The organism is Pseudomonas sp. GP01-A4 (genome assembly GCF_058780865.1).
This window is the reverse complement of sequence record NZ_JBYSWF010000149.1, coordinates 1-1,636: the sequence shown is the minus strand read 5'-3', so window position 1 is coordinate 1,636 and position 1,636 is coordinate 1. Positions and strand designations below refer to the sequence as shown.

2 protein-coding genes are annotated in these 1,636 nt (G+C 64.2%); both read left to right on the top strand.

Annotated elements, in window-relative coordinates; translation table 11 throughout:
* On the top strand, positions 1–441 hold a 441-nt coding region (locus tag AC3WKX_RS34230), incomplete at its 5' end, for a substrate-binding domain-containing protein (RefSeq protein WP_146013756.1).
* Position 442: 1 nt separating this feature from the next.
* Positions 443–1,636 (top strand): xylulokinase (xylB, locus tag AC3WKX_RS34225; RefSeq protein WP_102651272.1); only part of this gene is annotated, 1,194 nt, incomplete at its 3' end.

Here is a 1,636-nt window from a genome sequence, read left to right as displayed (position 1 = left end):
GGGCTGGGCACTTCCGATGAGCGCGTGGCCGGCTATCAAGCCGCGTTGCAGGCGGCAGGGTTGGTGTTTGACCCGCAATTGCTGGTCAACGGTGGTTCCAGCAGCGAGCCGGCACGGCAAGCGACCGCGCAGTTATTGGCCCTGGCAACACCGCCCACAGCAATCATGGCGGGCAACAACCTGATGACCCTGGGTGCGATGCACGCCTTGCGTGATGCGAATATCGACGTGCCCGGGCAGATGGCCCTGGTGGGCTTCGATGATTTTGACTGGGCGGATTTCTTCGTGCCACGCCTGACCCTGATCGCACAGCCGGTCCAGGAACTCGGCGCCCGGGCGGTCAACCTGCTGATTGAGCGCATGGCGTCGCCCAAGCGTAAAACACACAGCGTGCGGCTCGCGCCCACCCTGAAGATTCGTAACTCATGCGGCTGCCCCTGATATGAACAACGCGGTTTCCCTTGGTATTGATCTCGGCACTTCGGAACTCAAGGCGATCCTGATGGACGAGCAAGGCAACGTCCTCGCCCATGCGGGCGCGCGGCTGACGGTCTCGCGCCCGCACGCAGGCTGGTCCGAGCAGGCGCCTGAGGATTGGTGGCAAGCATGCCTGAAGGCCCTGGACCAACTGCGCACTGATCAGCCGGATGCCTACGGCCGTGTCGGCTGCATCGGGTTGTCCGGGCAGATGCACGGGGCGGTATTGCTGGGGCAAGACGACCGGGTGTTGTACCCGGCGATTCTCTGGGATGACTCCCGTGCCATGGCCCAGGCAGAAGCCTTGGGCAGTGAGTTTGCCGACGTCACCGGCAGCTTGCCGATGGCCGGTCTCACGGCGCCCAAGCTGCTGTGGTTGCAGGAGCATGAACCGGCGGTATTCAGCGCCATTGATTGCGTGCTGTCGCCCAAGGACTACCTGCGCCTGCGCCTGAGTGGTGAGCGCGTGAGTGATGTGTCCGATGGTGCGGGGACGTTGTGGCTGGATGTGGCCAACCGTGAATGGTTTGAACCGATGCTGCAGGCCACGGGTTTGCGATGGGCGCAGATGCCACGGCTGGTAGAAGGTGGCGCGGCCAGTGCTTGTTTGAATGCGGCTGCGGCGGGGCGACTGGGCTTGGCCGAGGGCCTGGTGATTGCCGGCGGTGGCGGGGACAACCCGGTGGCGGCGGCGGGCATAGGGGCGGTGAATGCGGGGGATGCGTTTATCACGTTGGGGACGAGTGCGGCCATCGTGGCGATTACTGATCACTCGGCGGGGAATCCGGCGAGTGCGGTGCATAGTTTTTGTCATGCGTTGCCTAATCGCTGGTACACCATGGGCGCCATGCTGGCCGGGGCCAGTTGCTTGCGGTGGGTGACGCGGTTGACGGGGTCGGTTGATGAGCAGGCGTTGCTGGATCGGGTGCAGGCCGAGTTGCCGATCGGGCAGGGCGTGCCGGTTTCCAATCCGTTGTTTTTGCCGTATTTGGCGGGGGAGCGCACGCCCCATAACGACCCGTTGTTGCGGGGTGGTTTCATGAGCCTGGGGCATGACTGCACGCCGGCCATGCTGGGGTATGCGGTGATGGAAGGGGTTGGGTTCGGGTTGCTGGATGCATTGAATGCAGTGCAGTCGGCCGGGGCCACGGTGGGGGCT